The 18,345-nt window shown below is 72.4% G+C and carries 1 protein-coding gene (running past one end of the window); it reads left to right on the forward strand.

The genetic code is table 11. The features are described 5' to 3' along the window. Positions 1 to 18,289 carry the final stretch of a non-ribosomal peptide synthase/polyketide synthase gene (locus tag LXT23_RS33440; protein WP_253984442.1) on the forward strand. Its footprint begins 34,934 nt before the window's first position, so only the last 18,289 of its 53,223 coding nucleotides appear in the window; its start codon lies off the left edge, out of view; the stop codon is at positions 18,287 to 18,289. Positions 18,290 to 18,345: the final 56 nt, after the last annotated feature.

Genomic DNA, 18,345 nt, shown 5'->3' on the forward strand with positions numbered 1-18,345 from the left:
GGCCGTGTGCCTGGAGCGCTCGGTGGAGCTCGTCGTCTCCCTGCTGGCCATCCTCAAGGCCGGCGGCGCCTACCTGCCGCTGGACGCTTCGTATCCGGCCACGCGCCTGAGCCAGATGCTGGAGGACGCTCCGCCCCGGCTGCTCATCACCTCACAGGCCCTGCGCGCCAGCCTGCCCGTCGGCGAAGCGGTGCCGTGCCTGCTGGTGGAAGAGCTGCCGCTGGACATGCTGCCGCGCACGCGGCCGGTGTCCGGAGCCACCTCGCGCAACCTGGCCTACGTGGACTTCACCTCCGGCTCCACCGGCCGGCCCAAGGGCGTTGCCGTCGAGCACCGGGGCGTCATGCGCCTGCTGCACGGGGCCCACTACGCCCACCTGGGCCCGGAGGAGACCTTCCTCCTCATCGCTCCCATCTCTTTCGACGCCTCCACCCTGGAGGTCTGGGGCCCGCTGCTCTTCGGCGGCCGCCTCGTCGTCTTCCCGCCCCAGTCGCCCAGCGACCTGGAGCTGCTGAGCACGGTGCTCCAGCACCACGGTGTCACCACGCTGCACCTGACCTCGGGTCTGTTCTCGCAGGTGGTGGACCTCAAGCCGGACAGCCTGCGCGGCGTGCGCCAGCTGCTCACCGGTGGCGACGTGGTGAGTGCCGCCCACGTGCGCAAGGCAGTGGAGACGCTGGGGATTCCCGTCACGGCCTGCTACGGCCCCACCGAGTCCACGCTGTTCACCTCCACGTACCGGATGACGGACGTGGTCCACGTGAGCGCGTCCATTCCCATCGGCGTTCCCATCGCGAACACCCAGGTGTACGTGCTGGACGGTGCGCTGCAGCCAATGCCCGTGGGTGTGCCGGGCGAGCTGTTCATCGGCGGAGACGGCCTGGCGCGCGGCTACCTGTCGCGGCCGGACCTGACGGCGGAGCGCTTCATCCCCAATCCCTTCAGCGCCACCGCGGGCGAGCGGCTCTACCGCACCGGCGACAAGGCGCGCTGGCGCGCGGACGGAGTCCTGGAGTTCCTGGGCCGCATCGACAACCAGGTGAAGGTGCGCGGCTACCGGATTGAACTGGCGGAAGTGGAGGCCGCGCTGCTGACGCACCCCGGGGTGCGCGAGGCGGTGGCGGTGGTGCGCCAGGACCCGCCGGGCGACAAGCGCCTGGTGGCCTACGTCACCGGTGACGCAGGCCCGCTCGACGCCGCCGAGCTGCGCGCGTACGTGGCGCAGCGGCTGCCCGAGTACATGGTGCCCTCCGCCGTGGTGCACCTGGGCGTGCTGCCCCTGACGACGAACGGCAAGCTGGACCGCAAGGCGCTGCCCGCGCCCGACGCCACGGTGGCGCAGCGCGGCCGGTACGTGGCGCCGAGCACTCCCACCGAGCAGACGCTGGCGGACCTCTTCGCCCAGCTCCTCGGCGTCGGTCGGGTGGGCATCCACGACAGCTTCTTCGAGCTGGGTGGCCACTCGCTCCTGGCCACGCAGCTGGTGGCCCGCGTCCGCACCACCTTCGGCGCGGAGCTGCCCCTGCGCGCCCTCTTCGAGGCGCCCACCGTGGCCGCCCTCGCGGCGCGCCTGGACTCCCGCCAGCCGGCCACCGGCTCCGCGAGCGTGGTGCCGCCGCTGGTCCGCGCGGACCGCTCGCGGCCCCTGCCCCTCTCCTTCGCGCAGCAGCGGCTGTGGTTCATCGGCCAGCTCGGCGGCGGGGCCAGCGCGTACAACATCCCCATGCCCTTGATGCTGGAGGGCACGCTGGACGTGGACGCGCTGCGCCGGAGCTTCGACGAGCTGGTGCGGCGCCACGAGACGCTGCGCACCACCTTCCAGTCCGAGGCGGGTGAGCCCTTCCAGGTCATCCACCCCGCCGCCCCGCTCTCCGTGCACAGCGTCTCCGTGACGGGGCTGGCCGACGCATCGCTGCGTCAGGCCGAGGCCATGCGACTGGCCACCGAAGAGGCCCGCCGCCCGTTCGACCTGGTCAACGGCCCGCTGGTGCGCGCCCTCCTGGTGGAGGTGGAGAAGACCCGCCACCTGTTGGTGTTCAACCTGCACCACATCATCTCGGACGGCTGGTCCACCGGAGTGCTGGTGCGCGAGCTGGCCGCGCTGTACGCGGCCTTCATCCAGGGCCAGCCCTCGCCGTTGCCGGAGCTGCCGGTGCAGTTCGCCGACCATGCCGTCTGGCAGCGCGGCTGGCTCCAGGGCGAGGTCCTGGGCACGCAGCTCGACTACTGGCGCGAGCAGCTCACCGGGGCGCCGTCCCACCTGGAGCTGCCCACGGACAAGCCGCGCCCGCCGCGGCAGTCCTTCCAGGGCGCGCCCCTGCCGCTGCGCCTGTCGCGCGAGCTGAGCGAGGCAGCGGAGGCCCTGGCGAAGCGCGAGGGCGCCACGCCCTTCATGCTGTTGCTGGCCGCGTTCCAGACCCTGCTGGGCCGCTACTCCGGGCAGGACGACATCTCCGTCGGCTCGCCCATCGCCAGCCGCCGCCACGCCGAGTCCGAGGCGCTGATCGGCTTCTTCGCGAACACCCTCGTGCTGCGCACGCGCCTGAAGCCGGAGGCCACCTTCCGCGAGCTGCTGGCCCAGGTGCGTGACACCACCCTGGGCGCGTACGAGCACCAGGACCTGCCCTTCGAGAAGCTGGTGGAGGAGCTGCAGCCTCCGCGCGACCTGAGCCGCACGCCGCTCTTCCAGGTCATCTTCGCGCTCCAGAACGCGCCGCTGCCCGAGCTGGCCCTGCCCGGCCTCTCGCTGCGTCCAGTGGAGCCGGAGCACGGCCTCATCCGCTTCGACCTGGAGCTGAACTTCTACCGCACGGCGGAGGGCTTCGACGGCGGCTTCAACTACGACACCGCGCTCTTCGAGCCGGCCACCATCGCCGGCATGGCCGAGCACCTGCGCACGCTGCTGGAGGCGGCCGTCGCCTCGCCGGACCTGCCGCTGTCCCGGCTGTCGCTGCTCACCCCGGAGGCTCGCCAGCAGGTGCTGACGGCCTGGAACGAGACGGCGGTGGACTACCCGCGTGACACGCCGGTGCACGCGCTGTTCTCGCGTCAGGCGGCTCTATCGCCCTCGTTCGTGGCCCTGGCGTTCGGGACTCGGACGCTCAGCTACGCGGAGCTGGAGACGCGCTCGAATCAGCTCGCCTGGCACCTGCTCTCGCTGGGCGTGCGTCCTGGCGCTCGTGTCGGCCTGGGCGTGGAGCGCTCGCCGGAGCTCATCGTCGGCATGCTGGCCATCCTCAAGGTCGGCGCCGCCTATGTGCCCGTCGATGCCCACCACCCGGCCGAGCGCATCGGCTGGATGCTGCGCGAGGCGGGCGTCAGCGTGGTGCTGACGCAGCAGTCGCTGGTGGAAGCGCTGCGCGAGGCGGGCGGCACGCGCGTGTTGCTGGACACAGAGTGGAACGCCATTGCGTCCCGTCCCACCACCGTGCCCGCCGTGGAGGTGGGTGCGGAGGCGCTGGCGTACGTCATGTTCACCTCGGGAAGCACGGGCCGCCCCAAGGGCGTGTGCGTGCCGCACCGGGGCGTGGTGAGACTGGTGCAGGGCAGCACCTTCGTGCGCTTCGGGCCGGAGGAAGTCGTCCTCCAGCTGGCGCCCGCCGCCTTCGACGCCTCCACGCTGGAGGTGTGGGGCGCGCTGCTCAATGGCGCCCGGCTGGTGCTGGCACCTCCCGGGCCGCTGGCCCTGGAGGAGCTGGGCGCGCTGCTGGTGCGCGAGCGCGTCAGCACGCTGTGGCTGACCGCGGCCCTCTTCGAGCAGATGGCGCACGCGCAGGGCGAGGCCCTGGCCCGGGTGCGGCAGGTGCTTGCCGGTGGCGACGTGCTGCCGGTGCAGCGGGTGCGCGAGCACCTGGCGCGGCTGCCCTCGGGCGCCGTGCTGGTGAATGGCTACGGCCCCACGGAGAACACGACGTTCTCCACCACCCATGCCCTGCGGGCCGGAGACGACGTGGGCCGCTCGGTGCCCATCGGCAGGCCGGTGGCGAATTCGACGGCCTTCGTGCTGGACGCTGGGCTGCAGCCGGTGCCGGCCGGCGTGCCCGGAGAGCTGTACGTGGGCGGAGACGGCCTGGCGTGGGGCTACCTCAACCGCGCGGACCTCACCGCCGAGCGCTTCGTGCCCCACCCCTTCGCCTCCACTCCGGGAGCGCGGCTGTACCGCACCGGAGACCAGGTGCGCTGGCTCGCCAACGGCACGCTGGAGTTCCTGGGCCGCAGCGACTTCCAGGTGAAGGTGCGTGGCTTCCGCATCGAGCTGGGTGAAGTCGAGGCGGTGGTGCGCCAGGTGTCCGGCGTGAAGGAGGCGGTGGTCGTCGTGCGCGAGGACGTGCCCGGCGACAAGCGACTGGTGGCGTACGTGGTGCCGGAGACGGCGAACCTGGACACCGAGGCGGTGCGCGCGGCCGTCCAGAAGCAGCTGCCCGAGTACATGGTGCCGTCGGCCTTCGTGTCCCTCACCGCCCTGCCCCTCTCATCCAACGGCAAGGTGGACCGCAAGGCCCTCCCTGTCCCCGAGGCTCCGGCCGCATCCGAGGGTACGGCACCGCGCAATGAGCTGGAGGCGAAGCTCGCCGCCATCTGGGCGGACGTGCTGCACCTGGAGTCGGTGGGCATCCACGACGACTTCTTCGCGCTGGGCGGCCACTCACTGCTGGCCACGCAGGTGGTGTCGCGCATCCGCGCGGCCCTGGAGGTGGAGCTGCCGCTGAGCGAGCTGTTCTCGGCGCCCACCGTGGCGGGCCTCGCTGCGCGCCTGGGTGCCGCCGGGGGCACGCGGGCTCCGGCCCTGGTGCGTGCACCTCGCACGGGCGAGCTGCCCCTGTCCTTCGCCCAGCAGCGGCTGTGGTTCATCGACCAGCTCCAGCCGGGCAACTCGCTCTACAACGTCCCGCTCGCCCTGACGCTGGATGGGACGCTGGACGAGAACTCGCTCCAGCGGGCCTTCGACGAGCTGGTGCGCCGCCACGAGGCGCTGCGCACCACCTTCCGCACGGAGGCGGGCCGGCCCGTGCAGTACATCCATTCGTCGCTCTTCGTGCCACTCCAGAAGGTGGACCTGTCTCGCGTGGTCGAGGACGACCTCCGGCACGGCGAGGCGGTGCGCTTGGCGACCGAGGAAAGCCGGCGTCCCTTCGACCTGCTGCGCGGCCCGCTCATTCGCACGCTGCTGCTGAAGCTGGGCGCGCGGGAGCACGTGCTGATGCTCCACCTGCACCACATCGTCTCGGACGGCTGGTCCATGGGCGTGCTGGTGCGCGAGGTGACGGCGCTGTACGAGGCCTTCCGTCGCGGCCTGCCCTCGCCCCTGCCGGAGCTGCCGCTGCAGTACGCCGACTACGCGGTGTGGCAGCGCGGGTGGCTCCAGGGTGAGGCGCTGAAGGCGCAGCTCGCATGGTGGAAGTCGCGGCTGGAAGGCGCGCCCGTCGCGCTGGACCTGCCCACCGACAAGCCGCGCCCGGCGGTCTTCTCGCACAAGGGCGAGACGCAGGCAGTGCGCCTGCCCCTGGGCCTGACGCGGAAGCTGGAGGCCCTGGCCCAGCGCGAGGGCGTCACGCCCTTCATGCTGCTGCTGGCAGCATTCCAGACGCTGCTGCACCGCTACTCGGGCCAGGACGACCTGCTCGTCGGCTCGCCCATCGCCAACCGCGACCAGGGCGCCACCGAGGGCCTCATCGGCTTCTTCGTCAACACGCTGGTGCTGCGCGCGCGCTTCACCCCGGCCATCACCTTCCGCCAGCTGCTGGCGCAGGTGAAGGACACCACGCTGGGCGCCTTCGAGCACCAGGCCGTGCCCTTCGAGAAGCTGGTGGAGGAGCTGCAGCCCGCGCGCGACGCGAGCCGCACCCCGCTGTTCCAGGTGATGTTCACGCTGCAGAACACCCCGGTGCCGGAGCTGGTGCTGCCGGAGCTGTCCGTGCGCCAGGCGGACGTCGAAGACACGGGCGTGGCGCTGTTCGAGCTGAGCCTGGACCTGTGGCGACCGGCGGAGGGGCTCGTCGGGATGCTCAACTACAGCACCGAGCTGTTCGAGGCCGCGACGGCAACCCGCCTCTTCGAGCACTTCCGCCTGCTGCTGGAGGGCGTGCTGGCCCGGCCGGACGCAGCCGTGTCGGCGCTGCCCCTGCTCGGGGATGAGGAGCGCCAGCGACTGCTGGTGGAGTGGAACGGAGCGCGCGAGCCGCTGCCCGCTGACGCGCGCATCCATGCGCTGTTCGAGGCGCAGGTGGCCAGGACGCCGGATGCCACGGCCGTGGTGGCCGGTGAGCGCTCGGTGACGTACCGCGAGCTGGACGCACGGGCGAACCGGCTGGCGCGGCGGCTGCGCGAGCTGGGCGTCGGGCTGGAGACGCGAGTGGCCGTGTGCGTGGAGCGCTCGGTGGAGCTGATGACCGCGCTGCTCGGCGTGCTGAAGGCGGGCGGCGCCTACGTGCCGCTGGATCCGGAGTACCCGGCGGAGCGGCTGCGCTTCATGCTGGAGGACAGCGGCGCGACGGTGCTGGTGGGCCGCGCCCTGTTCCGCGAGCGGCTGGGCGAGTCCACCACGCGCGTCTGGGTGGACGTGGACGCGCTCCCGGTGACGGGCGAGGCGTCGTCCCCGGGCATCGCGGTGCCTCCCGAGGCGGCGGCTTACGTGCTGTACACGTCGGGCTCCACCGGGCGTCCCAAGGGCGTGGTGGTGCAGCACCGCTCGCTGGTGAACTTCACCCAGGCGGCGTGGCGGGCCTTCCCGTTGGGACCGGGGGACCGCGTGCTCCAGTTCGCCTCCATCAGCTGGGACACCAGCGCGGAGGAGATCTACCCGTGCCTCACGCGAGGCGGGACGCTGGTGCTGCGCACGCCGGAGATGCTGGACGTGCCGGACGCCTTCCTCGCGAAGGTCGAAGCAGCCGGGGTGACGCAGCTCAACCTGCCCACGGCCTTCTGGCACGAGGTGACTGCGGCCCTGAGCGAGGGCAAGGCGAAGCTGCCGGCGGCGCTCAAGTGGGTGGTGATTGGCGGTGAGCGCGCGGTGCCCGAGCGCGTGGCGCAGTGGCGCCAGCGCGTGGGCGGCGAGGTGCCGCTGCTGAACACCTACGGCCTCACCGAGGTGACGGCGGTGGCCACCTCCGTGGACCTGGCGTGCGAGGCCTCTTCGGGGGAGCTCGGCCGCGAGGTCTCCATCGGCCGTCCGCTGACGAACGTGCTGCTGTACGTGCTGGACCGCGACCTGGAGCCGGTGCCCACGGGTGTCATTGGCGAGCTGTTCATCGGTGGCGAGGGCCTGGCACGCGGCTACCACGGGCGTCCGGACGTGACGGCGGAGCGCTTCGTGCCCAGCCCGTTCGGGGACGGCGAGCGGCTGTACCGCACGGGCGACCAGGCCCGGTGGAAGCTGGACGGAGGGCTGGAGTACCTCGGCCGCGGCGACAACCAGGTGAAGGTGCGGGGCATCCGCATCGAGCTGGGGGAGATTGAAGCCGCGCTCCGGGCCCACGCGTCCGTCCATGACGCGGTGGTGGTGGCCCGGGAAGACGCGCCCGGCGACAAGCGCCTGGTGGCGTACGTGATTCCCGCCTCGGGTGACAGCGCGTCCGTGGACGTCACGGACCTGCGCGCCACGCTCCGCACGCACCTGCCGGAGTACATGGTGCCCGCGGCCTTCGTGGCGCTCACCGCGCTGCCGCTGACGCCGAACGGCAAGGTGGACCGCAAGGCCCTGCCCGCTCCGGAGGCCTCGCAGCTCCAGTCCACGGCGGCCCATGAGCCTCCCGCGACGCAGGTGGAGGCCCGCCTGGCCGAGCTGTGGCAGGAGCTGCTGCGCGTGCCCCTGGTGGGCCGCCGGGACAACTTCTTCGAGCTGGGCGGCCACTCGCTCCTGGCCACGCAGCTGGTGGCGCGCATCCGCGCCGCCTTCGACGTGGAGCTCAGCCTGCGCACCCTCTTCGAGGCGCCCACCGTGGCCGGCCTCGCCGAGCGCCTCCAGGCCGCCACGTCCGGCACCGGGCTCCCGACGCTGACGCGGCTGGCCGGGGAAGGCCCGCAGCCCCTGTCCTTCGCGCAGCAGCGCCTGTGGTTCCTGGACCAGCTGCAGCCGGGACAGGCGCTCTACAACATGCCCACCGCGCTGCGCCTGTCGGGCACGCTGGAGGCCGCCGCCCTGCAGCGCGCCTTCGACGAGCTGGTGCGCCGCCACGAGTCGCTGCGCACCACCTTCCACGCCGAGCGCGGTGAGCCCTTCCAGCTCGTCCACCCGGCCATGGGCCAGCAGCTGGAGCACGTGGACCTGACGGGGCTCCCGAACGCGGCGTCCCGCCACGCGGAGGCGGTGCGGCTGGCGACCGAGGACGCCCAGCGGCCCTTCGACCTGTCCACGGGCCCGCTGCTGCGCGTCACCCTGGTGAAGCTGGAGCCGGCCGAGCACGTGCTGCTGCTGTGCATGCACCACAGCATCTCCGACGGCTGGTCCACGAGTGTGCTGGTGCGCGAAGTGGCCGCCCTGTACGAGGCCTTCCGGCGCGGCCTGCCCTCGCCCCTGCCCGAGCTGCCGATGCGGTACGTGGACTACGCCGCGTGGCAGCGCGACTGGCTGCGGGGCGAGACGCTGAAGGCGCAGCTCGCCTGGTGGAAGGGACAGCTCGAGGGCGCGCCGCATGCGCTGGAGCTGCCCACCGACAAGCCGAGGCCGACGGCGCTGACGTACCAGGGCGCCATGGCCCCCCTGCACCTGCCGCCCGCGCTCAGCCAGGCGGTGGAGGCCACGGCGCAGCGTGAGGGCGTCACGCCCTTCATGCTGTTGCTGGCGGCGTTCCAGAGCGTGCTGCACCACGCCTCGGGTCAGGACGACGTGCTGGTGGGCTCGCCCATCGCGGGGCGCCGGCACGCGCAGACGGAGGGGCTCATCGGCTTCTTCGTCAACACGCTGGTGCTGCGCGCGCGCTTCACGCCGGCCATCACCTTCCGCCAGCTGCTGGCGCAGGTGAAGGACGCCACGCTGGGCGCCTACGAGCACCAGGACGTCCCCTTCGAGAAGCTGGTGGAGGAGCTGCGGCCCGCACGCGACCTGAGCCGTACTCCGCTCTTCCAGGCCCTGTTCGTCCTGCAGAACACGCCCGACTCGGCGCTGTCCCTGCCCGAGCTGACGCTGCGGGGCGTGGAGGTGGAGCAGACGTCCAGCCGCTTCGAGCTGGAGCTCGGCCTCACTCGCACGCCGGATGGCTACCGGGGTGGCCTGGTCTTCAACACGGACCTGTTCGAGCCCTCCACGGCCGCGCGCCTGGTCGACCACCTGCGCCTGCTGCTGGAAGGCGTGGTGGCCCGGCCCGACGCTCCCCTCTCGGCGTCGCTGCTGCTGACCGACCGGGAGCGCCAGCAGGTGCTGGTGGAGTGGAACGCCACCGCGTCGGACTACCCGCGCGAGGCGACCATCCACGCGCTCTTCGAGCAGCAGGCCACCCTGCGCCCGGATGCCATCGCGCTGGAGTTCGGTGAGCAGCGCCTCACGTACGCGCAGCTCGACACGCGCGCCAACCAGCTCGCCAACCTGCTGCGCCTCCATGACGTACGGCCCGATGTGCTGGTGGCCGTGTGCCTGGAGCGCTCGGTGGAGCTCATCGTCTCCCTGCTGGCCATCCTCAAGGCCGGTGGCGCCTACCTGCCGCTGGACGCGTCCTACCCGACGCAGCGGCTGGCGCAGATGATGGAGGACGCTCCGCCCCGGCTGCTCATCACCTCGCACGCCCTGCGCGCCAGCCTGCCCGTGGCAGAGGGCATCTCGTGCGTCTACGTGGAGGAGCTGCCGCTGGACATGCTGCCGCGCACGCGGCCGGTGTCCGGAGCCACCTCGCGCAACCTGGCCTACGTGGACTTCACCTCCGGCTCCACCGGCCGGCCCAAGGGCGTTGCCGTCGAGCACCGGGGCGTCATGCGCCTGCTGCACGGGGCCCACTACGCCCACCTGGGTCCGGAGGAGACCTTCCTCCTCATCGCTCCCATCTCCTTCGACGCCTCCACCCTGGAGGTCTGGGGCCCGCTGCTCTTCGGTGGCCGCCTCGTCGTCTTCCCGCCCCAGTCACCAAGTGACTTGGAGCTGCTGAGCACGGTGCTCCAGCGTCACGGAGTCACCACGCTGCACCTGACCTCGGGCCTGTTCTCCCAGGTGGTGGACCTGAAGCCGGACAGCCTGCGCGGCGTGCGCCAGCTGCTCACCGGCGGTGACGTGGTGAGTGCCGCCCACGTGCGCAAGGTCGTGGAAGGAATGTTCATTCCGGTGACGGCCTGCTACGGCCCCACCGAGTCCACGCTGTTCACGTCGACGTACCGGATGACGGAGGCCACCTGGCTCGGCGCCTCCATCCCCATCGGCTCGCCCATCGCGAACACGCAGGTGTACGTGCTCGACGGTGCGCTGCAGCCGGTGCCCGTGGGCGTGCCGGGTGAGCTGTTCATCGGCGGAGACGGCCTGGCGCGCGGCTACCTGTCGCGGCCGGACCTGACGGCGGAGCGCTTCATCCCCAATCCCTTCAGCGCCACCCCGGGCGAGCGGCTCTACCGCACCGGCGACAAGGCGCGCTGGCGTGCGGACGGAGTCCTGGAGTTCCTGGGCCGCATCGACAACCAGGTGAAGGTCCGTGGATACCGCATCGAGCTGGCAGAGGTGGAAGCCGCGCTGCTGACGCATCCCGGGGTGCGCCATGCGGTGGCGGTGGTGCGCCAGGACCCGCCGGGCGACAAGCGCCTGGTGGCCTACGTCATCGGCGACGTGGGCGTGCTCGACTCCAACGCGCTGCGCGCGTACGTGGCGCAGCGGCTGCCCGAGTACATGGTGCCCTCGGTCATCGTCATCCTGGGCGAGCTGCCCCTGACGACGAACGGCAAGGTGGACCGCAAGGCCCTGCCCGCGCCGGACCTCTCGGTGCTCCAGCAGGGCCGGTACGTGGCCCCGCGCACGGCCGCCGAGCAGACGCTGGCGGAGCTCTTCGCCCAGGTCCTCGGCGCCGAGCGTGTCGGCGTGGAGGACAGCTTCTTCGACCTGGGAGGCCACTCCCTCCTGGCCACGCAGCTCGTCGCGCGCATCCGCGCGGCCTTCAGCGTGGAGCTGCCCCTGCGCGCCCTCTTCGAGTCCCCCACCGTGGCCGGACTCGCGGAGCGCCTGCTGTCCACCACGGCAGCGACCGAGCTTCCGGCCCTGACGCGGGCCCGGCCGCAGGGCCCCCTCCCGCTGTCCTTCGCCCAGCAGCGGCTGTGGTTCCTCGACCAGCTGCACCCGGGCCAGTCCCTCTACAACATCCCCATGGCCCTGCGGCTGTCGGGAGCCCTGGAGCTGCACTCGCTGGAGCGCGCCTTCGAAGCGCTGGTGCGCCGCCACGAGTCGCTGCGCACCACCTTCCAGGTGGAGGCCGGTGAGCCCGAGCAGGTCATCCACCCGGCCGGCACCTGGCGCCTCCCGGTGGTGGACCTGGGCGCGCTGCCGCCCGAGCAGCGCGAGGCGGAGACGCGTCGCCTGGCCACCGAGGACGCCGCGCGTCCCTTCGACCTGGCCGCCGGCCCGCTGCTGCGGAGCAGACTGCTGAGGCTTGGGCCGACGGAGCACGTCCTGCTGCTCAACCTGCACCACGCCATCTCCGACGGCTGGTCCATGGGCGTGCTCGTCCGCGAGGTGGCCGCGCTGTACGAGGCCTTCCGTCAGGGCCAGCCCTCGCCCCTGCCGGAGCTGCCGGTGCAGTACGCGGACTACGCCCTCTGGCAGCGCAACTGGCTGCGAGGCGAGACGCTGCGGACGCAGCTCGGCTGGTGGAAGGAGCTGCTCTCCGGTGCGCCGCATGCGCTGGACATGCCCACCGACAAGCCCCGTCCGGCGGTGCTCTCGCACCAGGGCGCCGCGGTCGTCGTGCACCTGCCCGAGTCGCTCAGCCAGGCCCTGGAGGCGCTCGCGAAGCGTGAGGGCGCCACGCCGTTCATGCTGCTGCTGGCCGCGTTCCAGACCCTGCTGGGCCGCTACTCCGGACAGGACGACGTGCTGGTGGGCTCGCCCATCGCGGGGCGCCGGCACTCGGAGACGGAGGGCCTCATCGGCTTCTTCGTCAACACACTGGTGCTGCGCGCCCGGCTCACCCCGGCGCTCACCTTCCGCCAGTTGCTGGCGCAGGTGCGGGGCACCACCCTGGGCGCGTACGAGTACCAGGACGTCCCCTTCGAGAAGCTGGTGGAGGAGCTGCAGCCGGCGCGAGACCTGAGCCGCACGCCGCTCTTCCAGGCCATGTTCTCGCTGCAGAACGCTCCTCAGCCGGTGCTGACACTGCCCGGCCTGACGCTGCGGGGCGTGGACGCCGACCTGGCCTCCGCCAAGTTCGAGCTCAACCTCGACCTGGCTCGCACGGCGGACGGGTTCCAGGGCGCGCTCGCCTTCAGCACCGACCTGTTCGAGCACGCCACCGCCACTCGGATGGTGACGCGGCTGCGGCTGCTGCTGGAGGGGGCCGTGGCCTCCCCGGATGCGCCGTTGTCCGAGCTGCCGCTGCTGACGGCGGAGGAGCGCCGGCAGGCGCTGGTGGAGTGGAACGACACCGCGGCGGACTTCCCGCGCGAGGCCGTCCTCCACGTCCTCTTCGAGCAGCAGGCGGCCCGCACCCCCGAGGCACCCGCCGTGGTGCTGGAGGACCGGGCGCTGTCCTACCGGCAGCTCAACGCCCGCGCCAACCAGCTCGCCGTACACCTGCGCTCGCTGGGTGTCGGGCCCGAAGTCACGGTGGCCCTGTGCCTGGAGCGCTCGGTCGAGGCGCTGGTCGCGGTGATGGCGGTGCTCAAGGCCGGTGGCGCCTTCGTGCCCATCGACCCGGCGGCGCCGGCTCCGCGCAAGTCGTTCGTCCTCCAGGACAGCGGCGCCTCCGTGCTCCTCACCTTCCAGCACCTGGCCGACGCCTGGAAGCCCGAGGTCCGTCACGTGGTCTGCCTCGACTCCGAGGCGGCGCGACTGGCGGCCCTGCCGGACGCGAATGTTCCCCCGGTCTCCACCGGGGCGCACCTGGCGTACGTCATCTACACGTCGGGCTCCACGGGCACGCCGAAGGGCGTCATGGTGCGGCAGCGCTCGGTGCTCCACCTGCACCAGGCCGTGCGGCAGACCCTCTACGCCGGGCAGCCCGCCGGCCTGCGGGTCAGCCTCAACGCGCCGCTGTACTTCGATGCCTCCATCCAGCAGGTCTTCCAGCTCCTGGATGGCCACTGCCTCTGCATCGTCCCCGAATACACGCGCAGGGATCCTCAGGCCCTGGCGAAGTGGATCGCGAGCACCCGCCTCGACGTGCTCGAGTGCACGCCGTCCATGCTGAAGCTGCTGGTGGAAGCGGGCCTGCTCCAGGACGCGTCCGCCCCACGGCTGCTGTTGCCGGGCGGCGAGGCCATCGACGAGGTGCTGTGGGAGCAGCTGGCCGCCGCGCCTCGCTCGCGCACCTTCAACGTCTACGGCCCCACCGAGTGCACCGTGGACGCCACCATCGCCGAGGTGCTGCCGGGAACGCGCCCGTCCATCGGCCGTCCGCTGCCCAACCTCCAGGCCTACGTCCTGGACGCGCGGCTGCAGCTCGCCCCGGTGGGCGTACCCGGAGAGCTGTACCTGGGCGGAGAGGGCCTGGCCCGGGGCTACCTGGGCCGGCCGGCCCTCACCGCCGAGCGCTTCGTGCCCAACCCCTTCGGCACCGAGCCGGGCGCGCGGCTGTACCGCACCGGAGACAAGGCACGCTGGAGGCAGGACGGCACGCTGGAGTACCTGGGCCGGCTGGACTTCCAGGTGAAGGTGCGTGGCTTCCGCATCGAGCTGGGTGAAGTCGAGAACGCCCTGCGCGCGCACCCGGCCGTGAAGGACGCGGTGGTGCTGGCCCGTGAAGACGTGCCCGGGGACAAGCGGCTGGTGGCGTACGTGGTGACGTCGGAGTCCTCCGAGTCGCTGCGAGCCCACCTCAAGCAGCACCTGCCCGAGTACATGGTGCCGGCCGCCTTCGTGTCTCTGCCCGCCCTGCCCTTGACGGCCAACGGCAAGGTGGACCTCAAGGCCCTGCCGGCACCGGACGACTCCGGGGCCCAGGCCGACCGGTACGTGGCGCCGAGCAACCCGACGGAGCAGACGCTGGCGAACCTCTTCGCCCAGCTGCTGGGAGTCCGTCGCGTAGGCACGCGGGACAGCTTCTTCGAGCTGGGTGGCCACTCGCTGCTGGCCACGCGGCTGGCCGCGCGCATCCGCGCTGCCTTCGACGTGGAGCTGCCCCTGCGCACCCTCTTCGAGGCGCCCACCGTGGCCGCCCTCGCCGAGCGCCTCCAGGCCGCTACGTCGAACACCCGTGTGCCCGAGCTGACGAAGGCGCGCGGCGAAGGCCCCGTGCCGCTGTCCTTCGCGCAGCAGCGCCTGTGGTTCCTGGATCAGCTCCAGCCGGGCCAGGCGCTCTACAACATGCCCACGGCGCTGCGCCTGTCGGGCACGGTGGAGGCCGCCGCGTTCCAGCGCGCCTTCGACGAGCTGGTGCGCCGCCACGAGTCGCTGCGCACCACGTTCCACTCCGAGGGCGGCGAGCCGTTCCAGGTCATCCACCCGGCCCGTACCGGCCTGCTCCCGTTCGTGGACCTGAGCGCCCTGCCCCTCGAGCAGCGGCAGGCCGAAGCGGTGCGCATCGCCACCGACGATGCGCAGCGGCCGTTCGACCTGGCCGCGGGCCCGCTCGTGCGCGCCGCCATCCTCAAGCTGGACGCGGCCGAGCACGTGCTGCTGCTCAACATGCACCACAGCATCACGGACGGCTGGTCCATGGGCGTGCTGATGCGGGAGGTCGTCACCCTGTACGAGGCCTTCCGTCGTGGCCTGCCCTCGCCCCTGCCCGAGCTGCCGCTGCAGTACGCCGACTACTCCATCTGGCAGCGCAACTGGCTGCGGGGCGAGACGCTCGCGGCGCAGCTCGGCTGGTGGAAGTCGCAGCTCGGCGGCGCGCCGCACGCGCTGGAGCTGCCCACCGACAAGCCCCGTCCGGCGGTGCTGTCGCACCAGGGCGCCGACGTCCAGGTGCACCTGCCGGCCGCGCTCGCCGACAAGCTGGACGCGATGGCCCGGCGTGAGGGCGTCACGCCCTTCATGCTGCTGCTGGCCGCCTTCCAGACGGTGCTGCACCGGTACTCGGGGCAGGACGACGTGCTGGTGGGCTCGCCCATCGCTGGCCGGCGCCATGAGCAGACGGAGGGGCTCATCGGCTTCTTCGTCAACACGCTGGTGCTGCGCGCCCGGTTCGCTCCGGCGCTCACGTTCCGCCAACTGCTGGCGCAGGTGCGGGGCACCACCCTGGGCGCGTACGAGCACCAGGACATCCCGTTCGAGCGGCTCGTCGAGGAGCTGCAGCCCGCGCGAGATCTGGGCCGCACGCCCCTGTTCCAGGCCCTCTTCGTCCTGCAGAACACGCCCGAGTCGGGCATGTCCCTGCCGGAGCTGAAGCTGGAGACGGTGGAGGTGGACCTCACGCTGAGCCGGTTCGAGCTGGAGCTCGGCCTGTGGCGCGTGCCCGACGGCTACCGCGGCGGCCTCATCTTCAGCACGGACCTGTTCGAGCCCTCCACGGCCGAGCGCCTCATGGCCCACCTCCAGCTCCTGCTGGAAGGGGCCGTGGCTTCACCCGACGCCCCGCTGGACGCGCTGCCCCTGCAGACGGCGGAGGAGCGCCAGAAGACGCTGGTGGAGTGGAACAGCGCCACCGCCGACTTCCAGCGGGACGCCTGCTTCCACACGCTCTTCGAGCAGCAGGCACGCCGCACGCCAGACGCACCGGCCGTGCAGCTCGGCGACGTGGTGCTGTCGTACGCGCGGCTCGACGCGCGGGCCAACCAGCTCGCCTCGCACCTGCGCTCGCTGGGCGTCGGCCCCGAAGTCACGGTGGGCCTGTGCCTGGAGCGCACGCCGGACGCCATCATCGCCCTGCTGGCGGTGCTCAAGGCCGGTGGCGCCTTCGTGCCCATCGACCCGGCGGCTCCGGCGCAGCGCAAGTCCTTCGTCCTCCAGGACTGCGGCGCCGCCGTGCTGCTCACCGTCCAGCACCTGGCCGACGCCTGGAAGCCCGAGGTCCGTCACCTCGTGTGCCTCGACACCGAGGCATCGCGGCTGGCGGCCCTGCCCGAGACGGGCGGCCCGTCCTCCGCCACCGCGGACCACCTGGCGTACGTCATCTACACGTCGGGAAGCACGGGCACGCCCAAGGGCGTGATGGTGCGGCACCGCTCGGTGCTCCACCTGCACGCGGCCATGGCGCGCACGCTGTACGCCGACCGGCCCCAGGGCCTGCGGCTGAGCCTCAACGCCCCGCTGTACTTCGACGTGTCCATCGAGCAGCTCCTCCACCTGGCGGATGGGCACTGCCTGTGCCTGCTGCCGGAGGAGACGCGGAAGGACCCGGAGGCCATGGTGGCGTGGCTGCAGCACCAGCGGGTGGACGTGCTGGACTGCACGCCCGCGCAGCTGACGCTGCTGCTCCAGGCCGGGCTGCTGGAAGCCGCCCATGTCCCGCGCATGGTGGTGTGCGCGGGCGAGGCCATGGACCTGTCGCTCTGGAAGCGCCTGTCCCGCACGCAGCGCACGCGGACCATCAACGCCTACGGCCCGACGGAGAGCACGGTGTACGCCACGACGTGGCGCGTGCAGGACTCGGCCGTCGAGGTGCCCGTCATCGGCCAGCCGCTGCCCAACACCCAGGCCTACGTCCTGGATGAACGGCTGCAGCTCGCCCCGGTGGGCGTGCCCGGAGAGCTGTACCTGGGCGGAGAGGGCCTGGCCCGGGGCTACCTGGGCCGCCCTGCCCTCACCGCCGAGCGCTTCGTGCCCAACCCTTTCGGCACCGAGCCGGGCACGCGGCTGTACCGCACCGGAGACAAGGCGCGCTGGAGGCAGGACGGCACGCTGGAGTACCTGGGCCGGCTGGACTTCCAGGTGAAGGTGCGCGGCTTCCGCATCGAGCTGGGTGAAGTCGAGAACGCCCTGCGCGCGCACCCGGCCGTGAAGGACGCGGTGGTGCTGGCCCGTGAAGACGTGCCCGGGGACAAGCGACTGGTGGCGTACGTGGTGACGTCGGAGTCCTCCGAGTCGCTGCGCGCCCACCTCAAGCAGCACCTGCCCGAGTACATGGTGCCGGCCGCCTTCGTGTCTCTGCCCGCCCTGCCCCTGACGGCCAACGGCAAGGTGGACAGGAAGGCGCTGCCCGCGCCGCACGCGGTGGATGCACCCACGGCGGCCCAGGTGGCACCGAGGGACGCGCTGGAGCTGCTGCTGGCGCGCACCTGGGAGTCGGTGCTCGGCGTGAGCCCGGTGGGCGTGCGCACCAGCTTCTTCGAGCTGGGGGGGCACTCGCTGCTGGCCGTCCGCCTCATGGCGGCGGTGCGACAGGCCACCGGGCGTCAGCTCCCGCTGGCCGCGCTCTTCCAGGCGCCCACCGTGGAGCAGCTGGCCACGCTGCTGCGCCGCGAAGACTCGGGGGCGTACTCACCGCTGGTGCCCTTCGGCACGCAGGGCACGAGCAGCAACGCGCCGTTCTTCTGCGTCCACCCGGTGGGCGGCAGCGTCCTCGCGTACGCGGAGCTGGCCCGACTGCTCGGGCCGGACCAGCCCTTCTACGGCCTGCAGGCCCGGGGCCTGGATGGCGCCACCGCGCCACTGGGCACCGTGGAGGAAATGGCCGCCGAGTACGCGAAGGCCATTCGCACCGTGCAGCCGTCCGGGCCCTACTTCCTGGGCGGCTGGTCCCTCGGCGGCGTCATCGCCTACGAGCTGGCACGCCAGCTCCGCGCGAGCGGCGAAGAGGTGGCGCTGCTGGCCCTCATCGACTCCTACGTGCCGGCGGTGCTGGCCGGGGAGGCCGAGCCGGACCGGCTGCACCTGGCGCTCATGTTCGCTCGCGACCTGATGGGCGTGTCGCTGGCGGACCTGCCGCTGGACCTGGAGCAGCTCATGGGCCTGGAGCCGGACGCGGTGCTGGAGCAGCTGCTCCAGCAGGCGGCCAGCGCGGGCGCCCTGCCGCCGGGCACGAGCCCCGAGCAGGTGCGTGCGCTGTTCCGGGTGTTCGAGGCCAACCACCACGCCTCGCGGCACTACGTGGCCCCGGCCAGCCAGGAGCGCGTGGTGCTCTTCAAGGCGGCGGACGACGCGGAGGGCCTGCCGGAAGACGGCGGCTGGTCCGCGCTCGTCGGGGGAGCGCTGGAGCGGCACCTGCTGCCCGGCGACCACTACACCCTGCTGCGGCAGCCGGGAGTCCGCGAGCTCGCCGACCGCCTCCGCGAGGCCCTGAAGAAGTAACGCCAGGTCAGGCCCCAGCCCTTCGCCCGGGTGAGCAGTCCCCGGGCGAGGCCCTC

The sequence above is a fragment of the Pyxidicoccus xibeiensis genome, from assembly GCF_024198175.1.
In the GTDB taxonomy this organism is placed as follows: Bacteria; Myxococcota; Myxococcia; order Myxococcales; family Myxococcaceae; genus Myxococcus; species Myxococcus xibeiensis.